This is a genomic window from Janibacter zhangyanbonis, from assembly GCF_050507325.1.
Lineage (GTDB): Bacteria > Actinomycetota > Actinomycetes > Actinomycetales > Dermatophilaceae > Janibacter.
Window position 1 is genome coordinate 188,404 of sequence record NZ_CP191481.1, and the last position, 15,339, is coordinate 203,742.

Below are 15,339 nucleotides of genomic sequence, written 5' to 3' on the forward strand. Positions count from 1 at the left end.
GAGTGACGCCCGGCGAAGGGAGTGCACGCGGTGGCTGTGCAGGTGGCGGGGGACGAGGTGGTGGACCTCGTGACGATGGGGTGCGCGTGGACCCTCGACCTGTCGGCGCTGCCCGCGGCTGCCGCCGCCGAGATGCGCGCCCGCTGGGGGCGCTGCGCCGAGCTCGCGGCCGACCCGACGACCTTGCTCCTCGACGACGAGCCGCAGATGCTGCGCGTCGGGCTGGCCGGCGACGGGACGGGAGCCACGGTCGTCGCCAGTGACCTCGAGCGCCTGCCCTATGTCCTCTCGCGGGAGATCACCCGGCTGGGCCTGACCCGGCTGCGCGGCCGCGTGACCCTCCTGCACGCCGCGGCGCTCGCCGACCCCGACGGCCGCGCGGTCGTGCTCGTCGCCCCCTCCGGAGGGGGCAAGTCGACGGCGACCTCGGTGCTCGGCCAGCGGCTCGGCTATGTCACCGACGAGTCGGTCGTGCTGCGCGGCGACGGGCGGATCGCGCCGCACCCGAAGCCCCCTTCGCTCGTCATCGACCCTGCCGACCCGTGGCACAAGGCCGAGCCGTCGCCGGACGAGTCGGGTCTGGGCCCGACCCCGCCTGCGCCGCGGATCGCCGCCCTGCTCACCCTCGCCCGCGATTCCGCGGTGACCTCTTCGCGGATCGAGCCGGTCGGGCTCGTCGACCAGCTGCTCGCCGTAATCCCGGAGACCTCGTCGACGTGGTGGCTCGACGACGGCCTCGACCGCCTCGCCCGCGCCGTGACGGCCGGCGGCGCCCCCGCCCGCCTCGTCTACGCCGAGGTCGCCACCTGCCACGAGCTCGTCGCCGAGCACCTGGCGCAGGCCGCTCCCGTCGAGCCGACCTGGGAGCACCTGCCCCCGCGCCCGCAGGAGCGCCTGCCCCGCGACGAGGTGCCTCCGACCGCCCCCAGAACGTCGCAGGACCCTAGGGTTTTGCGAAGTTCGGACGACAGAACTTCGCAAAACCCTAGGGTTTTGCGCAGTTCGGACGACGGGGAGTCCCCGGCGCCCCGGGATATGGAGTTGCCCCGGGACCTGGAGCCGGAGGGGGCGGCCAGGGTCGTCAGGGCGCCGTGGTCGGACGCCATCGCCTGCGACGGCGAGGTGCTCGTGCTCGCCGGGGCACGCCCCCTTCGCCTGGCCGGTCCGGGGGCCGTGGTCTGGCGGGCTGCGCGCGAACCGGTCACCGTCGCCGAGCTCACCGCCACCGTCGTCGCGGAACTCGGGGAGCATCCCGAGGCAGACCGGATCGTGGGCGAGGCGGTCGCCGAACTGATCGACCACGGGGCACTGCGGCGGGTCGCCTCACCCGCCCCGTGACGTCCGGGTCACGCAAAAAAATCCCCGGCCTCGCACGAGGATGAAGCTCCTGCGAGGCCGGGGAAGGTCCTGCTGAGTGGTCAGTCGACCTTCAGCTCGCCCATCTCGTCCCAGCCGCTGCCCTCGACGGTGCGGCTGATGACGCGCGGGGTCTCGGTGATCGCCGGGCGCATCGACTCCATGGCCGCCGCGAAGTGGTCGCTGCCGACGTGGGCCTCGGCGGCGTCGTCCTGGAAGGCCTCGACGAGCACCCACTCGTCCTTGGTCTCCAGGCTCCTCGACCACTCGAAGAAGATGTTGCCCGGCTCGGCGCGCGTGGCCCGGGTGAACTCGTCCACGATCTCCGGCCACCGCTCGGTGTACTCGGGCTTGGTGCGGAACTTCACGACGATGAGGATCATGACTCCACTGTAGTCTCCGGGCGCGTCAGCCCCGGACGAAGGGAGCAACCCGGTCCTTGGGCCGGCCGATGATCGCCCGGTCGCCCTTGACGACCACCGGGCGCTGCATGAGGCGCGGGTGCTCGACGAGGACGGCGACGACCTGGTCGACCGTCGCGACGTCGGCGTCGGTCAGGTCCTGGTCCTTGAAGAAGGAGTCGCGGCGCACGAGGTCGGTCGGCTCGTCCTCGAGCTTGCCGATGAGCTCGCGCAGCGCGGCCTCGTCGAGGGGCTGCTTGAGGTACTGGTGCACCTCGGCATCCACCCCGGCGCCCTCGATCGTCTCGACGGCGGCGCGGGAGGTCGAGCACTTCGGGTTGTGCAGCACGGTGACATCGCTCATGGGGTCAACCTAGACGGCCGGGACGACAGCCCGCTCGGGCATGCGGTTGAGGGCGATGCCGAAGGCGAAGCCGAAGATGTTCATGACGATCGAGTAGACGGCGGCGGGGATGGCGATCTCGGTGCTGCCCATGACGCTCAGGGCGAGGGTCATCGCGAGCGTCGTGTTGTGGATGCCGACCTCGAAGGCGGTGGCCACGCCCTGCGGACGGCTCAGCCGCAGCAGTCGGGCGACGACATAGCCCAGCGTGAGGGAGAGGCCGCACAGCAGCGCGACGACCACGCCTGCGGACTGCGCGTAGTCGACGACGTTGTCCCGCTCGGCGACGATCGCGCCGATGGCGACGAGCACGAGGAAGACGATGGCGAAGATGCGGATCGGTCGCTCAGCGCGCTCCGCGATCGTGGGCCGCGCCGAGCGGATCCACATGCCGATGGCGACCGGGACGAGCACGACGGCGACGACGCTGGCGAACTTGCCGAGCTGCACACCCACCCCTTCGCTGCCCGCGTCGAAGTGGTTGACCGCCCACCCCGTGATGAGGGGGAGGGTGACGATGCACAGGATCGAGTTGAGCGCCGTCAGCGTGATGTTGAGCGCGACGTCGCCGCGGAAGAGGTAGCTGAACATGCCGGCCGTCGTCCCGCCCGGGGCCGCGGCCAGGAGCATGACACCGACGGCGAGCAGCGGGTCGAGGTCGAAGAGCCGGATGAGCCCGTAGGCGAGCACGGGCAGGAAGAGCATCTGCAGCCCCAAGGCCACGACGACCGCTCGCGGGGCCTCCCGCACCCGGGTGAAGTCGGCCCGGGTGAGCGACAGCCCGAGTCCGAGCATGACGATGCCGATGGCGATGGGGAGCCCGATGGTCAGGGCCGGCGACTGGTCCATGACGAGAGGTTACCCGTCAGTAGTCGTAGTCCACCACCACTGCCGCGTGGTCGCTCACCCGCTCCGGTCCGCTGGCCGGCCGGTCGGTGCCGGCAGCGACCGCGCGCTTCGCCAGGTCGGGGGTGGCCAGGTGGTAGTCGATCCGCCAGCCGGTGTCGCGGTCAAAGGCGCCGCCCATCCACGACCACCAGGACATCGGGCCGGTCGTGTCGGGGTGCATGCGCCGCACGACGTCGACGAGGGTGCGCGGCGAGACGATCGAGTCGAACCACTCGCGCTCCTCGGGCAGGAATCCCTCGGACTTCTGGTTGGCGCGCCAGTTGGTGACGTCGAGCTGCGTGTGCGCGACGTTGAGGTCGCCGAGCAGGAGGAACTCGCGCCCCGCCGCCCGTGCCGACTTGCGGGAGCGGTCGAGCTGACGGGCGAAGGAGGCGAGGAAGCCCATCTTGCGCTCGTACTTCGCCCCGCCGTCCGGGGCCTCGCGCCCGCCGGGCTTCTGCAGGTGGGCCGGCAGCCCTCCCTTCGGCAGGTACAAAGAGGCCACGGTGAGGGGCTGGTCGGAGAGGTCCACCTCGACGTAGCGCCCCTCGGAGGCGAAGGGGGACAACCCGCGCGCCATCGTGCCCGGCGGGGACGGCTCGGTGTGCAGGTGCTCCTCGCCGGGTGCACGCATGAGGACCTCGCCGTCCCAGGTGCGCACCGCCGCGGGGCGGGTGCGGGTGAGCACGGCGACGCCGTTGCGGCCGGCGATCTGGCCCGGCTCGTAGGTCAGGTGGTGGTCACCGAAGACGCCAGGGGGCAGCTGCGCGGGCGGGCAGCGCACCTCCTGGAGCGCGACGACATCGGGCTCGCGCTCGGCGAGCCATGCCTCGAAGCCTCGGCGCTGCGCCGCCCGGATGCCGTTGACGTTGAAGGTGGCGACGCGCAGGGTCACTGCGGGATCGCGGCCAGGTCTTCGGGGGTCGGCTGCGCGATGGTGGCGCCGTGGTCGGTGTGCTTGGTCAGCCACTTCTTGACGTAGGGGCAGACCGGCACGACGGTCAGGTCCTCCTCGCGGGTGGCCCGCACGGCCTCCTCGACGACGATGCCGGCCAGGCCCTGCCCGCCGAACTCCTCGCCGACCTCGGTGTGGAAGAAAACTCGGCGACCGTCGTGGTCGACGAACTGGGTGAAGCCGGCGACGACGCCGTCGGAGCTCACCTCGAAGCGGTCGGGTCCGGTCTCTTGGCTCACGGAAGCGCTCATGGCGCCAAGCCTCGCACGTGACAGGGACAACCCTCGGACAGCCCGGCAGCCCCGAACCCGCGGCGGTTAACGTGAGGCGACCCCACCCCCTTCGAAGGAGATCGGCTGTGACCACCCAGGCCCTGCACCCCAACTTCCAGGGGCACTTCGACGAGGTGATCGCGCGCAACCCCGGTGAGCGCGAGTTCCACCAGGCCGTCTACGAGGTCATGCAGTCGCTGTCGCCGATCGCCGGCCGCGTCGACGAGTACGCGCAGTGGTCGATCCTCAAGCGGATGTGCGAGCCGGAGCGGCAGATCATCTTCCGCGTGCCGTGGACCACGGACTCCGGGGACGTCGAGATCAACCGAGGCTTCCGCGTCGAGTTCAACTCCGCGCTCGGCCCCTACAAGGGCGGCCTGCGCTTCCACCCGAGCGTCAACCTGTCGATCATCAAGTTCCTCGGCTTCGAGCAGGTCTTCAAGAACTCGCTGACCGGCATGCCGATCGGTGGCGGCAAGGGTGGCTCCGACTTCGACCCCAAGGGCAAGTCCGACGCCGAGATCATGCGCTTCTGCCAGTCCTTCATGACCGAGCTCTACCGCCACATCGGCGAGTACACGGACGTGCCGGCGGGTGACATCGGCGTCGGCGGGCGCGAGCTGGGCTACCTCTTCGGCCAGTACAAGCGCATCACCAACAGTTGGGAGGCCGGCGTCCTCACCGGCAAGGGCCTGTCGTGGGGTGGCTCGCAGGTGCGCACCGAGGCGACCGGCTACGGCACCGTCTTCTTCGCCCAGGAGATGCTCAAGGCGAAGGGGGAGTCCTTCGACGGCAAGCGGGTCGTCGTCTCGGGCTCCGGCAATGTGGCGATCTACGCCGTGGAGAAGGTCCACCAGCTCGGCGGCACCGTCGTCGCCGTCTCCGACTCGGGCGGCTACGTCGTCGACGAGTCCGGCATCGACCTGGCCCTGCTGCAGGAGGTCAAGGAGGTGCAGCGTGGTCGCCTCACCGACTACGCCGAGGCGAAGGGAGGGTCCGCCCGCCACATCGCCGACGGCACCATCTGGGACGTGCCCTGCGACGTCGCCCTGCCCTGCGCCACGCAGAACGAGCTCTCCGAGGAGCACGCCCGCACCCTCGTGAAGAACGGTGTCCGGCTCGTCGCCGAGGGCGCCAACATGCCGTGCGTGCCGGAGGCGATCGAGGTCTTCCGCGACGCCGGCACGCTCTACGCGCCGGGCAAGGCCTCCAACGCCGGTGGCGTGGCCACCTCCGCGCTCGAGATGCAGCAGAACGCGAGCCGCGACTCGTGGGGCTTCGAGGAGACCGAGCTGCGCCTCGAGGAGATCATGCGCGACATCCACGCCAACTGCCTCGAGACCGCCGAGGAGTTCGACGTCCCGGGTGACTACGTCGCCGGCGCCAACCTCGCCGGCTACATCAAGGTCGCCGACGCCATGGTCGCCCAGGGCGTCATCTGACCCCCGCTCCTCCACCACCTCGACCACAAACTGTGGCTGGCCACACCTCGAGTGGTCAGCCACAGCTCGTGGTGCAGCCGGCGATACGAGCTGTGGCTGGCTGTTCGCGCATGGACGGGCTTGCGGCTCATGTGCACCCGCAGCAGTCACAGCAGTCATGGTCCTCGAGGTGCACCAGCTCGAAGGGGGTCCCGAGACACAGTCGGACCATCCCCGCGGCATGGATGCTCGTGCAGATCTCGAAGCCCCCGCTCTCGTGGAGGCGCAGCAGTTCCGTCGCCGTGAGCATGGCACTCGCCTCGAGCGGGCTGAGCTCGGGTGAGTAGAGGCGGGCGCGCAGTTTCGTGAGCTCGGCGGTGTGGTCAGGGCGCTGGGTGTGTCGGGTCATTCCGCCACCCTGAGCTGCGCCGAAGGGGGTGTCAGCTCCCGCCGTCGGGTCGTAGCTGACCTGCAGCTTCCAAACTCAGCCAGCCGTATCCGAAGACGTGGGCCGACAGGACATCGACCTCTCGCCGTGGCGTGCCGAAGAAGGCTCCGATCCGGTTCAGGACGCGCGGGTAGGGCTTCTCCCGGCCCCCGCCGGTCCGGGTCCAATTGGAGTTGGGCACGACGAGGAAGAGGTGCTGCACGTCCTGCGCGATGTGCGCCTTCCACATGTCCTTGAGGTCGTGGTTGTTGTTGAGAGTGCCACCACGCTCGACCTCGGCCATGACCCCGCGACCGGGTGACAGTGAGTAGACGAAATCGGGCCGGGCGTGAGTGACGATCCCATCCTGCCGAGTGAGCACGACCTCCTGCGCGAAGCCCAACTCGTCCGTGAGGATCTCCGCGACAATGTCCTGGATGTCCTTGCTCGGCGCATTGACGACGTGCGCCTGATTGATGGCGGCCTCGCGCTCGGCGAGCTCGTCGCGCAGGTGGTCGGCGAGCATGGCGACGGCCTCGACCTCACGACGCTCGTCGTCGTCCAAGCTGCTGCGCGCGAAGGAGCGCATCTCGATCGGCATGTCCGCAGCTTGGCAGCTGCCGACGACACCCACGGTCGGGCGCCACCCCCTTCGCCGCTACACTCGACGAAGCAGCCGTTCAGTTCTGCAGCGAGCTGCTTCTCCTTTTGCAACGATGCCATCGCGCCGCGAGCGTCCCCTGCCCAGCAGCAGGCATGACCCGCGCCGGGCAGAACCGAAGCATCATGACTCCGTCTGGAGCACCCTTTTTCGTGACGACCACGACCTTCGCCGACCTCGGCGTGCCCACCTCCCTGACCTCCGTCCTGGAGCAGCAGGGCATCACCACCCCGACCCCGATCCAGGCGGCCACGCTGCCGGACTCCCTCGCCGGCCGTGACGTGCTCGGCCGCGGGCGCACGGGCTCGGGCAAGACCTACGCCTTCCTCCTGCCGCTCGTCGCCCGCCTCGTCGAGTCGGGCACGCGCCGCCAGGCCAAGCGCCCCCGCGCGCTGATCCTCGCCCCGACCCGCGAGCTCGCGATCCAGATCGAGGACTCCCTCACCCCGCTCGCGCAGGCCGTGGGCCTGCGCAGCCGCACCGTCTTCGGCGGCGTCGGCCAGAACCCCCAGGTCAAGGCCATCGCCGCCGGCGTCGACGTCGTCGTTGCCTGCCCGGGCCGCCTCGAGGACCTCATGGGCCAGGGTCACGTCGACCTGTCGGCCATCGAGGTGACGATCCTCGATGAGGCCGACCACATGGCCGACCTCGGCTTCCTCCCGGGCGTCAAGCGCATCCTCGACAAGACCCCGCGCGGCAGCCAGCGGATGCTCTTCTCCGCGACCCTCGACGGCGCGATCAACCAGATCGTCAAGCGCTACCTCGAGCAGCCGGTGACCCACGAGGCCGACTCGGCCCAGTCGCCCGTCGCGAAGATGACCCACCACGTCCTGCACATCAGCAGCAACGACCACCTGCCGGTCCTCACCGACCTCGTGGCCGCGCCGGGCCGCAAGGTCGTCTTCACCCGCACCAAGCACCGCGCCAAGAAGATGGCCCGCCAGCTCAACGCCGCCGGTGTCCCCGCGGTCGAGCTGCACGGCAACCTCAGCCAGAACGCGCGCACCCGCACGATGGAGGCCTTCCACTCGGGCACCGCGCAGACCCTCGTCGCCACCGACATCGCCGCCCGCGGCATCCACGTCGACGACGTCTCGCTCGTCATCCACGCCGACCCGCCGGTCGAGCACAAGGCCTACCTCCACCGCTCCGGTCGCACCGCGCGCGCCGGCGCCGAGGGCACGGTCGTCACGCTCATGACCGACGATCAGGTCCGCGACGTCCGCGACCTCACCCGCAAGGCCGGCATCAAGCCGACGACCACCCGCGTCGGCGTCGGCCACGAGCTCCTCGCCGAGCTCGCCCCGGGCGAGCGCACCTTCCCCGGTCCCTTCGTCGTCGAGGCTCCTGCCCAGCAGGGCAACGGCCGGGCGAAGGGAGGTAACCGCGGCGGTGGTCGAGGTGGCCAGGGTGGCCGAGGCGGTCAGGGCGGCCGCAGCTCGCAGGGCCGTGGCGCCTCCGGCGGCCAGGCATCCGGCCGCGGCGAGCGCGGCGGCGCCGGGCGCAACCGCAACGGCGGCGGTCAGGGCGGTGGCTCCGGCCGCGGCCAGGGCGGCCAGTCGCGCAGCGGTGGCAGCCAGGGCAACGGCGGCGGTCAGCGTCGCGGGGGCCAGGGCGGCAACCGCCAGGGTGCCTCGCGCGGCGGCAGCGTCGTCGCCTTCTCCTCGAGCAGCTCCGGTCGCAGCGGCCGCCGCTGACGGGAGCTTCCTCCCTTCGTCGGCCTGATCGGTCGCGAGTCAAAGACACCCCGCGTCTCCACGGACGCGGGGTGTCTTTGTCCCACGGCGGCTCGGCCGCAGATCGCGCGCGGCTCCCTAGCCGAAGACCGCGACCGTCTGCCGGCTGATCGCGACGAGCCGCCCGTCCGGGTGCCAGACGCGGGCGTCGGTGTGCCCGTAGCCGCCACCGGCGATATCGGTGCGCACGGCGTAGGGCCAGTGCGCGTCGGGCTCAGCCGTGACGTCGTCGACGATCTCGAGGGTCCACGTCATGCTGCTGCCCGGCTTGAGCTCCGACAGCATCTGCACGATCGCCGGGGGCCAGCAGTCGACGAGCGTGACGAAGTGCCGGATGTCGAAGGTCGGCGGCGCCTGCCGGAAGCGCATCCACCCGTCCATGTGCGAGGTGCTCGCGCCGGAGTAGGGGAAGCCGCCGTCGGCCAGCCGCATGTCGAGGTGCTGGAAGAAGTCGGGCGTCATGCCGGCGATGTGGGGGAAGGGCTCGATCGTCTCGGGCGCCGCCATCTGCGGTGCCTCGGCGGTCGGCGCCACGCTGATCGCCGACTCGCGCGGCGTGCCGAAGGCACCGAGCGCGACCGCCACGGGAGCGCCCTCCTGCCGCAGGGTCGCCAGGACCTGGGTGGCGCTCTTGCCCGACCGCAGCACCTCGACCTCGGCCTGCGCCGCACCCGGCGCCACCGGCGCGACGAAGTTGACCGTCAGGCTGCGCAGTGATGCCGCCTGCGGCACGTGCGGCAGCATCGCCGAGACGAGCAGCCCGCCGACGAGCCCGCCGAAGGTCGCGCGGCCCTGCCCCCAGCCCTCCTCGACGTGGACGTCGCCGGTCGCGGCCTGGTCGAGCATCTCCTGCAGATCCATGCGGTCAGCATAGGAAGGGGAGGCCTCCCCATCGCAGCCGGCCTGCCGCCTCCGTAGGGTCGGTGGCACAGGGCTGCACAGGGCGACGGCCCGGCGACGAAGGGGAGGACATGGCACCGGTCAGCGAAGGCGCCGACACCACGCGACTCGACCAGATCGCGGGTGGTCTGCGCGCCAACGCCCATGCGACCCGCACCGTGGGGGTGACCGGCAGCCAGCTCGTGACCGTCCTCGCGGAGTCGTGGATGGGCCCGGACATGGAGCACTTCGCCGCCGAGTGGAGCGCGGCCCGGCCCAGGATCGACGCCGCCGCCGACATGCTCAGCCGCCTCGAGCAGGAGCTGCAGCGCCAGGCCGCCGACCAGGAGCGGACGAGCAGCCGCTCGGGTGGCGGAGGCGGCTCGGGCTCGGGCGGTCCGGGGCCCAGCAGCGCCGCGACCGACGGCTCTCCCGAGCCGCACCGTGACGGCGACGGTCCCATGGAGCGCCCGGGCAGCGTGTTCGACCGGATGCGAGGCGTTCTCGAGAGCGTGGGGCTGTGGGGCGAGGACCCCGTGACGGAGGTCCCCGAGGACAAGCGACCCGACGACCCCGGCGTCGACGGCGTCACCCTCCCCGCGGGAGCCGACCCCGACGACCCCCTGGTCCAGGAGCTGATGGCCTCGCCGCGTGGCCGCGAGACCCTCCAGTGGATGACGGACAACGACGTCACGCTGGCGCCGGCCGAGGGCTCGGGCACCTACTACGACCCCGAGAGCAACACGATGTACATCGCGAGCTCGGCGGACGGCTCGTCGGCGATCCACGAGGCGAGCCACGCCCAGTGGGACGCCGAGGGCACTCGTGCGGACGCGACCAAGGTGTCGCAGGAGGACTACGTCCGGAGTCAGATCGACAACGAGGTCGACGCCACGACGGAGGGCATCTACTACGACAAGGAGATGCGCATGCGTGGCTACCCGATCGAGCGGTCCACCACCGAGGTCAACTACGACACGGCTTACACCGAGGCGATCGACGCGGGCAAGACACCCGAGGAGGCCGACGCCGCGGGGCGCGAGCGGGTGCGTGAGATGTTCGTGGCGGGCGAGGACGGCGCCGTCGAGTTCGAGACCTCGACCACCGGTGAGGGCTACGAGGAGTACTACGCCGACCAGTGGCAGGACGTCCGCGAGGACGCCGGCGAGGGCGGCTGATCGTCGTCAGCCCTGCTGCCGCAGGATCGCCCGGTACCCCTCGCGATAGGTCGGGTACCGCAGCTCCACACCCGTCGCCCGCAGGCGCGCGTTGAGCAGGCGCCGGCCCGTCGGCTCGAGCATCCCGGTGGGCTCGGGCCGCGGGACCCCCAGCTCGTCGGCCACGAGGTCGCGCACGTCGCCGGCGAGCGCCGGCTCGTCGTCGGTGCCGACGTAGAGGTCTGCCGGGTCCGCGGCCATCGTCAGCAGGTGGGTGATCACGGCGGCGGCGTCCTCGCGGTGGATCCGGTTGGTCCAGCGCCCGGGGTCGGGGTTGTCGCCGGCCTGCACCCGCTGCACGAGCCGGCTGCCGGGCCGCCCGTAGAGACCGCTGAGGCGCAGCACCGTGCCGTGGGGGAGGGCCGCGTGCAAGAGCGCCTCCGACTCGAGGAGGATCTGCGGCCGATCCGCCTGTGGCGCAACGGCTGTCGTCTCGTCGAGATCTCCCTCGAGGTCGCCGTAGACGCTCGTCGACGACACGAGCACTGCCCGCCGAGGAGTGCCGCCTCGCAGCACCGCATCCAGGCCACGCCGCACCGCCTCGACATAGGTCGTGCGATAGCCAGCAGGATCGCGCCGGTCCGGGGTCATCGTGATGACGAGCAGGTCCGCCGGCAGGTCGGGCACGTCGCCGGCCACCAGGTCAGCGGCCACGCCCCGGATGTGCGGCGGCAGGGCCGCGACGGTGCGACGCACCCCGGTGACGTCCACCCCCTTCGCATGTAGCGCGGTGCCGACGCGGATCCCGAGATCACCGCATCCCAGCAGCACAGCGCGAAGGGGGGAGCTGTCCAGTCCGTCCGTGGTCACGGCCCGATCCTCGCACCCTAGGGTGAGGCCATGACGCGACCTGACCCGCTCGACCTCTGGGAGCAGGCCTCCCAGGACCTCCTCGCCGTCCTGCGCGACCTCGGCGACGACGACTGGGACCGGCCGGCGCTGCCGGGCTGGACCGTCCAGGACGTGCTCGCCCACCTCGCGCACCTCGAGTCGGAGGCCGCCGGCATGCCGCAGCCCGAGGGTGGGGAGATCGACGTCGAGTCCCGGGCCAACCAGCCGATGCCGACCGACCTCACGCACGTCGGGGTCGAGGCCCGTCGGGGGCGTTCTGCCGCAGAGCTGCTCAACGAGTTCGAGACCGCGTGCGCGCGTCGCCGTGGGGTCTTCGCCGGGCTCGACCTCACCGACCCGTCGCAGCCGGCGCCCGGCATCGTCGGCGCGCTCGGGTGGGACCTGGCGACGCTGCTGCGCAACCGCCCGATCGACCTGTGGGTGCACGAGCAGGACATCCGCCGGGCGACGGGCCGCCCCCTGACGACGACCGGGGTCGGGGCCGTGCACGTCGCCGGCATCATGACCCGCGCCTTCCCCGTAGCCCTGCGCCGGCTGCCCGTCGGCACGGCCGTCGTCGCCGAGATCTCCGGCCCGCAGGGCCGGGTGCTCGCCGCCCGGGTCGGCGACGACGGGAGGGCTGCTCCCTTCGACCCGAGCGAAGGGAGCGACGTCACCCTCGCGATGGACGACGCCACGTGGCTGCTGCTCACCGGCGGCCGGATCGACCCGGAGCAGGCGGACGTGCAGGTCACCGGCGACGAGGGCATCGCGCAGGTCGTCCTCGGGCGGCTCAACGTCACGCCCTGACCGGGCGTAGCGTGAGCCGCATGGAGTACCGATACCTCGGCAAGAGTGGTCTCAAGATCAGCGAGATCGCCTACGGCAACTGGCTCACCCACGGCTCGCAGGTCGAGGCCGACGCCGCGACCGCCTGCGTGCGGGCGGCGCTCGACCACGGCATCTCGACCTTCGACACGGCCGACGTCTACGCCAACACCAAGGCGGAGAGCGTCCTCGGCGAGGCGCTCAAGGGCGAGCGGCGTGAGTCGCTCGAGATCCTCACCAAGGTCTACTGGCCGACCGGCCCTGGCGGGCACAACGACTCCGGCCTGTCCGCGAAGCACATCCGCGAGTCGATCGACGGCTCGCTGCGCCGGCTGCAGACCGACTACGTCGACCTCTACCAGGCGCACCGCTTCGACACCGAGACGCCGCTCGAGGAGACGATGCAGGCCTTCGCCGACGTCGTGCGGCAGGGCAAGGCGCTCTACATCGGCGTCAGCGAGTGGACTGCCGAGCAGATCCGCGAGGGCCACCGCCTGGCGAGCGAGCTCGGCATCCGCCTCATCTCGAGCCAGCCGCAGTACTCGATGATCTGGCGGGTCATCGAGGGCGAGGTCGTCCCGACCTGCGAGGAGCTCGGCCTCTCGCAGATCGTGTGGAGCCCGGTCGCCCAGGGCATCCTCACCGGCAAGTACCAGCCCGGTCAGCCCCTGCCCGAAGGGAGCCGCGCCGCCCACGAGGAGGTCGGCGGCTCCATCTCCGGCCGGGTCCAGGACGATGCCTTGCTCACCGCGGTCCAGGGGCTGCGGCCGATCGCCGACGAGGTCGGCCTGTCGATGGCCCAGCTCGCCGTCGCGTGGGTGCTGCAGAACCGCAACGTCGCCGCGGCCATCATCGGCGCCTCCCGCCCGGAGCAGGTGGAGGAAAACGTCGCCGCGTCCGGCGTTACGCTCGAGCCGCAGGTCCTGGCGCAGATCGATGCCGTCCTCGGCGAGCACGTCGAGCGCGACGCCGGCCTGACCGAGGCCAACGCGCCCAAGCGTCGCCCGAGCTGACCGCGGGGGCGGCCGGGCTCACCCCTGCCCGGCCGCCCACTCCCGCACCCGCGCCGCCGACTCCTCGTCGGACAGGTCCTCGACGCGGGTCATGACGGCCCAGCGCAGCCCGTGCGGGTCGCGGATCGAGGCGAAGCGGTCGCCGGAGACGAAGTCGGCGAGCGGCTCCCGGATCGTCGCGCCCGCGGCCTGCGCCTCGGCGACCACGGCGTCGACGTCGGGCACGTAGAGCGCGATCGAGGAGCAGACGACGTCGTCCTCGTGGGGTGCGACGAGACCGAAGTCCGGCATCGGGTCGGAGATCTGCAGCCGGCCCCGCCCGAAGTCGAGCGTCGCGTGCGCGACGAGCGTCCCTCCCTTCCCGTCCGGCATGTGCGTCACGTCGACCGTGCGCGCGCCGAAGACCCGCGCGTACCACGCGATCGCGCCCTGCGCATCCTGCACGGTGTGGAAGGGGGTCAGGCTGGTGAACCCGTGCGGCACGCCGTGGTCGGTGTGCTGGCCGGTCGCTGCGGTGGTGGTGTCCATGGGCACGACGCTAGGCAGCCCGAGGGCGGGACGCTTGAAGATCTGCGCCAACCTCGTGGGTGCCCCTACGCTCGGCCCGTGAGCGAGGCGATCCTGCGCAAGGGCCAGCTGCGTCCGGACGCCCGGGCGCCGGTCTCCCGGATCCTCCCGACGGCGGAAGGAGAGCCCCTCGCGCGGTGGTTCTGGTTGCCGGAGTGGGACCTGCCGGAGGGGGCGGTGCACGAGGCGCTGACGCTGCCCTTCCCTGCGTGCCAGCTCGTCGTCGAGGCCGATGCGGTGCGGGTGTACGGCCCGGTCTCCCGGGCCTGGCGGCGCGACCTCACCGGGCGCGGCTGGGTCGTGGGCGCCCTGCTGCGTCCGGGGGCGGCCCATGCGCTCGTCGGCGACGTGGGCACGCTGCGGGACCGCGACACCGAGACGAAGGGGGCGACCCGCCTCCACGCGGACGTCACCCGGGTCATGGACGGCCCGGGCGACGCGGACGAACGGCACACCGCCGCAGCGCGGCTGCTCGAGGTCTGGCTCGCCACGCAGGTGGGGGCGGCGGTGGCCGCGGATCCCGACGCGGTCCCGGCCCGACGTCTCGTCGAGCTGGCCGACAGCGACCCCTCCCTGCTGCGGGTCGACGACCTCGCCGCGCGACTGGGTGCGTCCGTGCGCACCGTGCAGCGCTTGGCGAGCACGCACGTCGGGATGAGCCCGGGGGAGATCATCCGTCGCCGCCGGCTGCAGGAGGCGGCCGAGCGCGTCCGTGAGGAGCCTGGAGCCGACCTGTCGACGATCGCCGCGGACCTCGGCTACGCCGACCACGCCCACCTCACACGCGAGTTCGGCAGGATGCTCGGCTTCACCCCGACCGGGTACCGCGCCGGGGGCACTGAGTCACACTGACTCATTGTCCGGACCGCTGGGTCGCGGCACAGCCCGGCCCGGGAATGGCCAGTCGAAGAAGGAGCGCGACATCCAGGTCGCGGATCTTCTTCGACTCGCGGAGGGGGTGAGGTTCCTCGTCATCGTCGGGGCCTGTCCACGGAGCGCCGACGCGACTACCGTTGGTGCATGGAGCCCCTCTCGATCCTGCGCTCGCCGCCCGTCGTCGGGCTGGCCTCGCTCGCGGCCCAACGCCTGCTGAGCCGCGGGGCGTCCACGTCACCGGCCACCTCGCTCCTCGGAGCGGCGGTCGCCGCGGTCGGCCTGGGGGTCGCTGCCGCCGGCATCCGGGAGATCCGCGCCGCGGGCACGACCCTCGATCCGACCCGTCCGGCCGACGCGAGCAAGGTCGTGCGCCAGGGCATCTATCGCTACTCCCGCAACCCGATCTACCTCGGTGACGCCCTGCTGCTCGCCGGCTACGCGATCCACCGCCGCGACCTGCTCGCCATCCTGCCGGTGGCCGGGTTCGTCGGGGTCATCGACACCTTCCAGGTCTCGGCCGAGGAGGAGGCGCTGCGCGACCGATTCGGCTCGACCTACGGCGACTACGTGGCGAGCGTGCGGCGCTGGTTGTGACCCGCGCGGGACCG

General features: G+C 71.8%; 18 protein-coding genes. 8 read left to right on the forward strand and 10 right to left on the reverse strand.

Features of this window, described 5'->3' with window-relative positions:
- The first annotated feature begins 30 nt into the window (after positions 1 to 30).
- Positions 31 to 1,338 (forward strand): hypothetical protein, encoded by a 1,308-nt coding sequence (locus ACQBJO_RS00925; protein ID WP_421007973.1) that lies wholly within the window; start codon positions 31 to 33, stop codon positions 1,336 to 1,338.
- An 80-nt stretch (positions 1,339 to 1,418) separates the two neighbouring features.
- Here the strand turns inward: ACQBJO_RS00925 and ACQBJO_RS00930 are convergent, their stop codons facing one another.
- From ACQBJO_RS00930 to ACQBJO_RS00950, 5 genes are read right to left on the reverse strand one after another with little or no spacing between them, the layout of a single operon-like run.
- Positions 1,419 to 1,739, reverse strand: a complete 321-nt coding sequence (locus ACQBJO_RS00930) for a putative quinol monooxygenase (protein WP_035903762.1) — start codon at positions 1,737 to 1,739, stop codon at positions 1,419 to 1,421.
- Positions 1,740 to 1,764: 25 nt separating this feature from the next.
- Positions 1,765 to 2,121: an ArsC/Spx/MgsR family protein gene (locus ACQBJO_RS00935; protein ID WP_421007974.1), complete on the reverse strand. Its 357-nt coding sequence runs from the start codon at positions 2,119 to 2,121 to the stop codon at positions 1,765 to 1,767.
- 9 nt (positions 2,122 to 2,130) lie between these two features.
- Positions 2,131 to 3,009, reverse strand: coding sequence for a bile acid:sodium symporter family protein (locus tag ACQBJO_RS00940; protein WP_255185002.1), 879 nt, complete (start codon positions 3,007 to 3,009; stop codon positions 2,131 to 2,133).
- A gap of 16 nt (positions 3,010 to 3,025) precedes the next feature.
- A complete protein-coding gene (locus tag ACQBJO_RS00945; RefSeq protein ID WP_421008220.1) occupies positions 3,026 to 3,937 on the reverse strand; it encodes an exodeoxyribonuclease III in 912 nt (303 codons plus the stop codon).
- Between the two features lie 2 nt (positions 3,938 to 3,939).
- Positions 3,940 to 4,254 (reverse strand): GNAT family N-acetyltransferase, encoded by a 315-nt coding sequence (locus ACQBJO_RS00950; protein ID WP_421007975.1) that lies wholly within the window; start codon positions 4,252 to 4,254, stop codon positions 3,940 to 3,942.
- A 107-nt stretch (positions 4,255 to 4,361) separates the two neighbouring features.
- Here ACQBJO_RS00950 and gdhA point away from each other — a divergent pair, with 107 nt between their 5' ends.
- Positions 4,362 to 5,717, forward strand: coding sequence for an NADP-specific glutamate dehydrogenase (gene gdhA / locus ACQBJO_RS00955; RefSeq protein WP_421007976.1), 1,356 nt, complete (start codon positions 4,362 to 4,364; stop codon positions 5,715 to 5,717).
- A gap of 127 nt (positions 5,718 to 5,844) precedes the next feature.
- On the opposite strand, the gene ACQBJO_RS00960 is transcribed toward gdhA, so the two are convergent.
- Both ACQBJO_RS00960 and ACQBJO_RS00965 read right to left on the reverse strand, forming a co-directional pair.
- Positions 5,845 to 6,105: a hypothetical protein gene (locus tag ACQBJO_RS00960; RefSeq protein ID WP_421007977.1), complete on the reverse strand. Its 261-nt coding sequence runs from the start codon at positions 6,103 to 6,105 to the stop codon at positions 5,845 to 5,847.
- A 31-nt stretch (positions 6,106 to 6,136) separates the two neighbouring features.
- A complete protein-coding gene (locus ACQBJO_RS00965) occupies positions 6,137 to 6,724 on the reverse strand; it encodes a hypothetical protein (RefSeq protein WP_421007978.1) in 588 nt (195 codons plus the stop codon).
- A 185-nt stretch (positions 6,725 to 6,909) separates the two neighbouring features.
- On the opposite strand from ACQBJO_RS00965, the gene ACQBJO_RS00970 reads away from it, so the two are divergent.
- Complete coding sequence (locus ACQBJO_RS00970) at positions 6,910 to 8,481, forward strand: DEAD/DEAH box helicase (RefSeq protein ID WP_421007979.1); 1,572 nt, start codon at positions 6,910 to 6,912, stop codon at positions 8,479 to 8,481.
- Between the two features lie 117 nt (positions 8,482 to 8,598).
- Here the strand turns inward: ACQBJO_RS00970 and ACQBJO_RS00975 are convergent, their stop codons facing one another.
- Positions 8,599 to 9,381, reverse strand: a complete 783-nt coding sequence (locus ACQBJO_RS00975) for an acyl-CoA thioesterase (RefSeq protein WP_421007980.1) — start codon at positions 9,379 to 9,381, stop codon at positions 8,599 to 8,601.
- 110 nt (positions 9,382 to 9,491) lie between these two features.
- Between ACQBJO_RS00975 and ACQBJO_RS00980 the strand changes: the two genes are divergently transcribed.
- Positions 9,492 to 10,577, forward strand: coding sequence for a hypothetical protein (locus ACQBJO_RS00980; RefSeq protein WP_421007981.1), 1,086 nt, complete (start codon positions 9,492 to 9,494; stop codon positions 10,575 to 10,577).
- Positions 10,578 to 10,583: 6 nt separating this feature from the next.
- Here the strand turns inward: ACQBJO_RS00980 and ACQBJO_RS00985 are convergent, their stop codons facing one another.
- The gene (locus ACQBJO_RS00985; RefSeq protein WP_421007982.1) at positions 10,584 to 11,426 is read right to left on the reverse strand and encodes an SDR family NAD(P)-dependent oxidoreductase; all 843 of its coding nucleotides are present in this window, start codon (positions 11,424 to 11,426) and stop codon (positions 10,584 to 10,586) included.
- Positions 11,427 to 11,456: 30 nt separating this feature from the next.
- On the opposite strand from ACQBJO_RS00985, the gene ACQBJO_RS00990 reads away from it, so the two are divergent.
- Entirely contained in the window at positions 11,457 to 12,257 is an 801-nt protein-coding gene (locus ACQBJO_RS00990; protein WP_421007983.1) for a maleylpyruvate isomerase family mycothiol-dependent enzyme, read from the forward strand.
- Between the two features lie 20 nt (positions 12,258 to 12,277).
- On the forward strand, positions 12,278 to 13,288 hold the full coding sequence (locus ACQBJO_RS00995) for an aldo/keto reductase family protein (RefSeq protein ID WP_421007984.1): 1,011 nt from the start codon (positions 12,278 to 12,280) through the stop codon (positions 13,286 to 13,288).
- An 18-nt stretch (positions 13,289 to 13,306) separates the two neighbouring features.
- Here ACQBJO_RS00995 and ACQBJO_RS01000 read toward each other — a convergent pair whose 3' ends face one another.
- Complete coding sequence (locus ACQBJO_RS01000) at positions 13,307 to 13,816, reverse strand: VOC family protein (protein WP_430407138.1); 510 nt, start codon at positions 13,814 to 13,816, stop codon at positions 13,307 to 13,309.
- A 78-nt stretch (positions 13,817 to 13,894) separates the two neighbouring features.
- Here ACQBJO_RS01000 and ACQBJO_RS01005 point away from each other — a divergent pair, with 78 nt between their 5' ends.
- Together ACQBJO_RS01005 and ACQBJO_RS01010 are read left to right on the forward strand one after the other, a co-directional pair.
- Complete coding sequence (locus tag ACQBJO_RS01005) at positions 13,895 to 14,707, forward strand: AraC family transcriptional regulator (protein ID WP_421007986.1); 813 nt, start codon at positions 13,895 to 13,897, stop codon at positions 14,705 to 14,707.
- Positions 14,708 to 14,875: 168 nt separating this feature from the next.
- Positions 14,876 to 15,325, forward strand: coding sequence for a methyltransferase family protein (locus tag ACQBJO_RS01010; protein WP_114204388.1), 450 nt, complete (start codon positions 14,876 to 14,878; stop codon positions 15,323 to 15,325).
- Positions 15,326 to 15,339: the final 14 nt, after the last annotated feature.